6 protein-coding genes and 1 pseudogene are annotated in these 7,851 nt (G+C 54.8%); all 7 read left to right on the top strand.

All coding sequences use genetic code 11. The annotated features are described in order from the left end of the window. A pseudogene (locus Q2B33_RS22150) lies at positions 1-337 on the top strand (hypothetical protein); the annotation flags it as partial. Positions 338-481: 144 nt separating this feature from the next. Further along, positions 482-1,111, top strand: a complete 630-nt coding sequence (locus tag Q2B33_RS22145) for a DUF6550 family protein (protein ID WP_300566802.1) — start codon at positions 482-484, stop codon at positions 1,109-1,111. A gap of 152 nt (positions 1,112-1,263) precedes the next feature. Then, the gene (locus Q2B33_RS22140) at positions 1,264-2,976 is read left to right on the top strand and encodes a hypothetical protein (protein WP_300566798.1); all 1,713 of its coding nucleotides are present in this window, start codon (positions 1,264-1,266) and stop codon (positions 2,974-2,976) included. Positions 2,977-2,987: 11 nt separating this feature from the next. Next, positions 2,988-3,623, top strand: a complete 636-nt coding sequence (locus Q2B33_RS22135; RefSeq protein WP_300566795.1) for a hypothetical protein — start codon at positions 2,988-2,990, stop codon at positions 3,621-3,623. Positions 3,624-3,801: 178 nt separating this feature from the next. Next, the gene (locus tag Q2B33_RS22130) at positions 3,802-4,503 is read left to right on the top strand and encodes a hypothetical protein (RefSeq protein WP_300566792.1); all 702 of its coding nucleotides are present in this window, start codon (positions 3,802-3,804) and stop codon (positions 4,501-4,503) included. A gap of 145 nt (positions 4,504-4,648) precedes the next feature. After that, positions 4,649-6,526 (top strand): VirB4 family type IV secretion system protein, encoded by a 1,878-nt coding sequence (locus tag Q2B33_RS22125; protein ID WP_300566789.1) that lies wholly within the window; start codon positions 4,649-4,651, stop codon positions 6,524-6,526. Positions 6,527-6,625: 99 nt separating this feature from the next. After that, the gene (locus Q2B33_RS22120; RefSeq protein ID WP_300566786.1) at positions 6,626-7,444 is read left to right on the top strand and encodes a C39 family peptidase; all 819 of its coding nucleotides are present in this window, start codon (positions 6,626-6,628) and stop codon (positions 7,442-7,444) included. Positions 7,445-7,851 lie beyond the last annotated feature (407 nt).

The following is a 7,851-nucleotide window of genomic DNA, read 5'->3' as shown; positions in this document are numbered from 1 at the left end:
GCTGCGGGAGGGATATTCCGGCGGCTACCGGCTGTCCGGGGAGCAGTGGGTGGAGGATCTGGACTATGACGATGTGTATTACCGCCTGGACAGCCTGCTGGGGACGCAGAGGGATGGAAGCTACCATGTAAAGGAGCAGGAGGGCGGTTACGAATACCGGCTCTCCGGCCTGCGGGTGGAGATTGCCAATACAGGGCTGGCGCCGGGGAGTGCATCCAGAAATTTCGAGGCGGATGCCCGGATTACCATCGAGATCCCCATGTCCTTCGGCTGGGGGGTGGTTCCGCCCCTGACCATGGAACTTAGGAGAAAGGCGGCCTATATGCCCAGATTCTAAGGAGATTCCAAGGAGATTCCGAGGATTCCGAAAAAAGCCTGGACGCGCAGGGAGAGTCCGCTTATAATGGAATCGGGTAGAAGATTTGGGTAAATAGGGCCGAACCGTTCATTCCAACACAGAAAATGAAAGCGAGGTCCATTTATGAACAAGAATTATAAGAATAAGAAGCGTGTTGCTATCATCATCCTGTCAATTCTGGCTGTGTGTCTGGCTGCCGGCCTTGTCTGGCATGTGGGGACAATGGGAAAGGCGGAGCTGCCTTTGGTGGAGCTGGAAGTGCCGGAAAAGGGAACAACGGTGACAGTCCCGGAGATTGATGCCACTGGAACCATAGAGCCGGAGAGGAAAACAGAATCGGAGTCAGAGCAGGGAAAGGAACCAGGGGCAGAAACAGGGCAGACCGAGACACAGCCGGAGACAGAGGAACCGCTCACAGAGGAAACCAGCGGGGAAGAAACCGCCACGGTTCCGGCGGAAACCCAGCCGGTCCGCACGGACGGAAAGCTCCAGTCCCCGAAAGATGCAGTGCCGCCCACGGCACCGCCTGCCGAAACAGACAGCACGGCAGTGGTGGAGAACCCGGATGGGGACGGCAACTGCCAGCCAGAGCATACACAGCCCCAGGAGGACCAGCCACAGGGCGGGGACACCAATCCGGCAGGGGCGGTCTATGTGCCGGGGTTCGGTTACATAGAAAGTTCCGGCCCCAATGAGCAGGGGACTTCCCACACGGATGGGGACTGGGACAGGCAGATTGGGACAATGCAGTAAAAGGGATTGCAGCATTTCTGATTGGCTGTCAAAATATACAAAGAGTACGAAAAAGGCATGGACTGCAAAAGGGTCCATGCCTTTTTCACATGTGCGGTAAGAGGGCTTTTGCAGACGGAAACGCCGCTTACAGCGGCAGAATAGGAGGATGGATGGAACAGATAAAAAGAATGGCAGCGCTGATACTGATTTTCATGATGTGCCTGACCTCTGCAGTCCCGGCCCATGCCGCAGGCAGCGGCAACGTGGACGGCGGAGGCGGCAGCCTGACCCATGGCGTGGATGGATACTACTGGCCGGATGTAGGCTATGACGGGGTGCGGGTCACGGTGGTGGATGCCCAGAGCGGGCAGCAGGTGAGCGTCCCGGTGGATTATACCAATGTGGATGTAGGGGCATTATCCCCCACTATCTGCCATTTCGGGAAGGCGAGCAAGGTGGACTACAGGAACGGGGCGGGGCTGTCCCCGCAGGTGGGCGGCTATGCGTGCCGGAGGCCGGCGACCCCCATCCCGCAGATTATCTCCGGCAACACCAGGAAAGCCAGTATCCCGGCCATCCGGCGGTACTTCTGCTCCGAGGCGGCTGCGGTGATGGTGGCGAATGACACGGGCATCCCCTTTGAGGATATCGAGCAGGGGAAGTACAAGCTGGTCATCGAGCCCATCATCTACCTGGTGTACCAGCACCTGTACTTTGCCATGACCACCACGGAGGCAGGGCTCTACTGCCAGATGACGGGCGGGGACTTGAGCTACCACTTCCCCACCGTGGTCATGCAGAACCATGCCCTCGCCCTGTTCCTGGAACGGGACGATCTGGGGTTTGCCGCATGGACAGGCCCAAGGGGGAGTGCACGGACGGCCCAGGAGATGGTCTCCGTCCTGGGAATCGGCATCATCAGCTATAAGGGGACACCGGAGACCGTGGTAGATTATGATCAGGTATACCGGGTGGATACGGATGTGATTATAGCAGTCCGGCTGACTACAGGAGGAAAGAAGACCCCTGACAATCCAGCCTGGGCCAGGTTCACGGTGGGCGGGAGGACTTATTTCCATAACAACATCTATATCCCGGAGAACGGCTCCCAGCTTGCCTGGGTGAAGTGGCACACGCCATCCGAGCCGGGTGAGGTGACAATCTCTATCTCCAGCAACTGTAGCACCAGCATCGGGCGGATAAGGGCACTGATTGTGGACATGGACGACAACCCGCCGCCTGACCCACAGGCGGATGACCGGAATGACGGGTTCTCTATCCCGGCAGCGCCCAATAAGCAGGACGTGACATATCTCACCTGGGGCGAGTGGGACTGTTGGTGGCATGCGCACTGGGTATGGCACAGCGATATTGACGAGGACGGGGTAGACCATGGATCCTGGTGCGACCATGGATGGTGGGAGTATGCCTGGAAATCCTATTCCGCATCCTTAAGCGCTTCCCTAGCCACAGAGCCGGATGCCAATAATCCTACCGCATCAGGAAGAACCATGAAGAGCGGATATGGGCTGGATGCCGAGGCTTATGCCCGTGTCAGTTCTTCAGCCCCCAGCGGGCATATCACCGGGGCGCAGAACGTGGTGGCCTACTTCCCGGAATTCGACTATGGGGAATACTGGCGGCTCCTGAAGCGGAAGAATACCGGCTATTCCAGCAGCTTTGAATTTCAGGTGAACCCCTACAGCACCTATGGCCGTCCGGTGCATTTTTCGCCTGTGTGGTATCCTAACGGGCGGTATGCCACCTATGTGGAGGTGCTGGATGCCTGGACCCCGGCGGGGATGCTGCAGATTAACCTGACGGATACGCTGACGGTCAGAGGTTCCTTATATGATGACTGGCATATCCGGCCAGTGAAATAGTGGAGGTGTGTATGGGAAACCGGGCGGTTTACTGTCTGAAAGAGGACGGTAAGGAAAATCACTTTTATGCCCATTATGGTGCAAACTCCCTGTCGCCCCTTTTGCGGCTGTGGCAGGCCATGGAGATTCAGAAGCAGCTGCCGGAAAATCAGAGCCTTGCACATATTTTTGAGCATCTGGACTATGGCGGCGGCTACCAGGAGGAGCACCTGGCGGACGGGGATATGTTCTTTGCGCAGATTGAGCCGGGTGAGGTGGGCGCCTATAAAGACATCTATGCCAAGGGGAGCCAGCTAGAGATGTGGGTCACCCTTGATGTGGATGGGAATCAGTGTGTTTTGGAGTATAATCCCAACTGTTCCTGGTATCGGACAATGGGGAGCTATTCCATAGACCTTGATAAAGGTCTGGAGAATGTCAGGCGGCTGTTGGAGTATGGGGAAGAGCAGGGTATTACAGATTTCAATAGGCTTCTTGCCATCTACCACAATAGCACCGGACTTGCGGAAAAGCTGGAGGATGCCCGTGGCAGTATGCGCCTTTCCGAATACATGGATTCTCCGCAGACGGAGGAACAGTACCGCAGATACCGGGAGATGCTGGAACGGGAGGAACCGGAGGGTGGGCAGGAGGAAATGGAACGATAAAAGTGTGCAAAGATTTTCTAAGCAGCCAAAGGGGGCATGGCCCACCTCTTTAGTATGCCCGCTAAGAAAATCTAAATTGGACACAGAAGAATGCCCAAGCGAATTGTATTCGCTTTGTGCGGGCACTCTTCCAGGATACTATAAACATTTGAGAGAACAGACAGGAGCAGATACAAATATGGAAGGACTTATTTTTCCAATCATCATGCTGGCCGTCACCCTTTTGGGAGGCGGCCTTTTGCTGATTGTACTGAAACACAGCAAACCCAAAAACAAGGGTGGCGGGGAGAGCCTTGCCATGCAGACGGCGCAGGAGTTCATCAATGTCAGGGACATTCAGGACAGATACCTTTATACCACGGATGGGCTGATGCTTACTTTTGTGCGAATCCATTCCATCAGCATTGACCTGTACAGCAAGGCGGAAAAGAACAGCCTGATCCGCCAGCTGACGGCGGAACTGTCGGATATTCAGTATCCTTTCAAGTTTCTGGCGGTGAGCCGGCCGGTGGATATCTCCCCGGTCATCACGGACATGCAGTCCATGCTGAAAGAAGCGGATGACAGACGGAAAGAACTGCTTAGGCAGGAGATTTTACAGATGTCCGGCTTCGCACTGTCCGGGGAGATTGTGGAACGGCAGTTTTATGTTTCTCTCTGGGAGAGGGCAGAGGAGGGAGCGGAGAAAGAACTGTCAAAGCGGGCTGTATTGTTTTCGGAGAAGTTCTCCGGATGTGGCATTCCCTGTGACGTACTGGGGGAGAAAGAGATTGTGCGGCTTTTAAATCTGGTCCACAATCCGTCCTATACCCATCTGGAGGATACGGAGTTTTCCGCAGCCATTCCAACCTTAGAGTATGAAAGGCAGGGCAGTATCTGATTGCCATGGTACAGGCAGGACAGGCGTAGCTTATCCTTACACTGGAAAACACCTGGAAATGAAATGTAAAGAGAGGGAGTGTTTCATCATGCGGAATAGGAACAGTGAATGAACGCACTTACGAATATGGAACAGGAGGAACTTTATGCCGAAACGGGAAAACGTGCAGGAGCAGGAGACAAGAAATAATGCCCTGCTGAATGTCATCACCCCGGTGGGGCTGGGATTTTCCAAGAACAGCCTTGACCTGGGGGAGAATATGGGAAAGGTGTACGGGATTATCCGCTATCCCCAGAAAGTAGAGGTGGAGTGGCTGTCCCGCATTACTAATATTCCGTCTACCATCGTTTCTATCGGATGGCGGCCGGTGGATAATGCCACACTGATCAATGCCATCTCCCGCAGCGTGGTACAGCAGAGAGGGCTGGCGGACGGAGCCAAAGACCCTTTGTCCAGGCAGCGAGCGGAAAAGGCTGCCGATGACGGCGAGAAGATTATCATGCAGATTGACCGGGAGGGCGAGACGGTGGGGCTGATGAGCGTGTCGGTTATGCCTATCGCCAAGGACGAAAAGACTTTCAAAAAGGTATGCCGCCGTGCGGAGAGCATGGTGAGCGTCATGAAGTGCAAGATGCGGGTGATTCCCAACCTACAGAAAGAGAGTTTTCGGCACATCTCCCCGTCTTTTCCCACCAATGCCAAGATTGAGAGCATCCTACAGAAGATTGTACCGATTTCCACTTTTGTAGGCGGCTTTCCCTTTGCCAGCAGCGGATTCAATGACGGAGAGGGATATTACTTTGCTCAGGATACCAGCGGCGGCCTGGTGGTTGTGGATACTTGGCGCCGGGGCGGGGACCGCACCAACAGCAATTTTGTCATCATGGGAAATTCCGGCGTGGGGAAGTCCACGGCCATCAAGCATATCATCCTGTCCGAGTTTATGAAAGGCACGAAAGTCCTGGTAGTAGACCCGGAATCCGAGTATAAGGATCTGTGCTTCAATCTGAATGGGGACTGGATTAACGCCGTGGGCGGCTCGGCAGGGATGGTTAATCCCCTGCAGGTCCGGCCATCGCCCCGTGATGACGAACAGGAGAGGGAGGCCGACCGCCTGTACCGGGACGAGGGGTATGGGATGAACGAGCCTAGCAATGGCCAGCTCAGCGAGCTGGCCATGCATATGAAGAACCTGGAAATCTTCTTCAATCTCTACATCCCGTCCATCACGGATATGCAGCGGGCGGTGCTGAAGAAATGCCTGATTGAACTGTACAGGAATTTTGGCATTGTCTGGGAGACGGACATTTCCCTTTTGGGGGCGGAGGATTTTCCTGTGTTCTCTGACCTTTACCGGCTGGTGCAGAAAAAGGCGGAGGAAGAGACAGACCGCCAGGTGTATGCGGATTTGGCGTTGATTCTGTATGACATAGCAGAGGGTTCGGACAGCTTTATCTGGAATGGGAAGAGCAGTATTAAGGACGGTACAGAGGCGAATAACGGCAGCGGCTCCATCATTGTGCTGGACACCAATGCCCTGCAGGAGACCAGCGACCATATCAAGCGGACGCAGTATTTCAATATCCTGACCTGGTGCTGGGAGCAGATGAGTCGGAATCGGGAGGAGCGTGTGCTTCTAATCTGTGACGAGGCGTATCTGATGATTGACCAGAAAGTGCCCCAGTCCCTTGTGTACCTCAGGAACGTGATGAAGCGGGCGAGGAAGTATGAGGGCGCATTGGCCATCATTTCCCACAGCACTGTGGACTTCCTGAGCGAGAGCATCAAGCAGTACGGTCAGGCGCTCCTGGACATCCCCTGCTATAAGGTGCTGATGGGGACGGACGGCAAGAACCTGAAAGAGACCGCAGACCTCTATGACCTGACAGAGGCGGAACAGGAATTATTGCTGGCAAGGAAGCGGGGACATGCCCTGTTCATGGTAGGTGCCAAGAGGCTACATATCAGCTTTGAGATTCCGGAATATAAGATGCTCTATATGGGCAGGGCAGGAGGGCGATAATGTTGGGAAAATTATTTGGCATTAAATTTTGGCATTTATGCATGAGAAAAAATGTGGAAGAGAAAGGTTCAGACATGCGCAGGAAAGAAAGGAGTTTGTATGGCAGTTGACCCGGTAACGGCAAAGATACTGGCACAGCTGGCGACTCAGGCGGCAACGGACAAGCAGGCGCGGAAACGTCTGTTTATCGTCATATTGTCGCCTGTTCTGTTCCTGATAGCCTTTATCGTCCATCTGCTGACCAGCCCCATCTCCATGTTTGTGGAGTGGGCGCTGGGGGATGGCGAGGTTGCGGCTATCGAATCTTTCCAGCGGGAATACGGCTATAACCAGAATATCGGCATCTATGATGCGGATTACGTCAATGGCAGCGGACAGTCTTATGAGGGCATAATATTCACGGATGGTGGCATGGAGGTCATGTATTATAACCAGCTGGACGAGCGGTGGGCGGACGTGATGTACGGCACGTCCAGCACTATCGGCCAGGGAGGGTGCGGCCCCACATCCATGGCGATTGTGGTGTCCACCCTGACCGGGGATGCCCATGACCCGGTGGAACTGGCCCAGTGGTCCGTGGCAAACGGACACCGCTGCGAGGGCAACGGCTCCTACCACAGCCTGATTCCGGCAGCGGCAGCCGCCTATGGGCTGTCTTGTGAGAAGAATCTGGATGCCCAGGGGATTGTGGATGCCCTTTCTTCCGGAAAGCTGGTGGTAGTGATTATGAGTAAAGGGCATTTTACTCAGGGCGGGCATTTCATTGTTCTGCGGGGCGTGACCAGTGAGGGGAAGATTCTGGTGGCAGACCCGGCCAGCTATGGCAGGAGCGGACAGGAATGGGATTTATCCATCATTATGAATGAATCCAACAAGGCGGCAGGTTCCGGCGGCCCTTACTGGGCCATCGGAAGATAAGAGGAGGCAGAAGAATATGATTTTATACTTATCATCACCCCAGCATACCAATCTGCTGGACTTTACCGGCTTCTACGAGCCGGACAGCGAGGTGCCCGTCAAGAAGATGGTGGGGAATTTCGTGCTGAAGCAGTTTGTGGTCTACGATATGCGCAGTTTTGCCCACTTTACGGATGTGGTGCTTGACCGTCCGGCTTTCGGGGACACGGACGAGGAATTTGCACAGGCCATTGAGGAATTTCTTACTATGTACTCCGCAAGGGTGACGGTCATCTGCGAGGGGCTTACACAGGCTGCCCCGTTGTTCCAGGCGCTTCTTGACAGCGGCGTGGGGAATATCGTGTGCGATACGGAGATTGAGGGGATTCAGCAGGAGATAAGGGAGTAGATCGGAAGAGCACACGTCT

The organism is uncultured Acetatifactor sp., assembly GCF_948601915.1.
Taxonomy (GTDB): domain Bacteria; phylum Bacillota; class Clostridia; order Lachnospirales; family Lachnospiraceae; genus Acetatifactor.
This window is presented reverse-complemented; position numbering and strand designations above follow the sequence as displayed.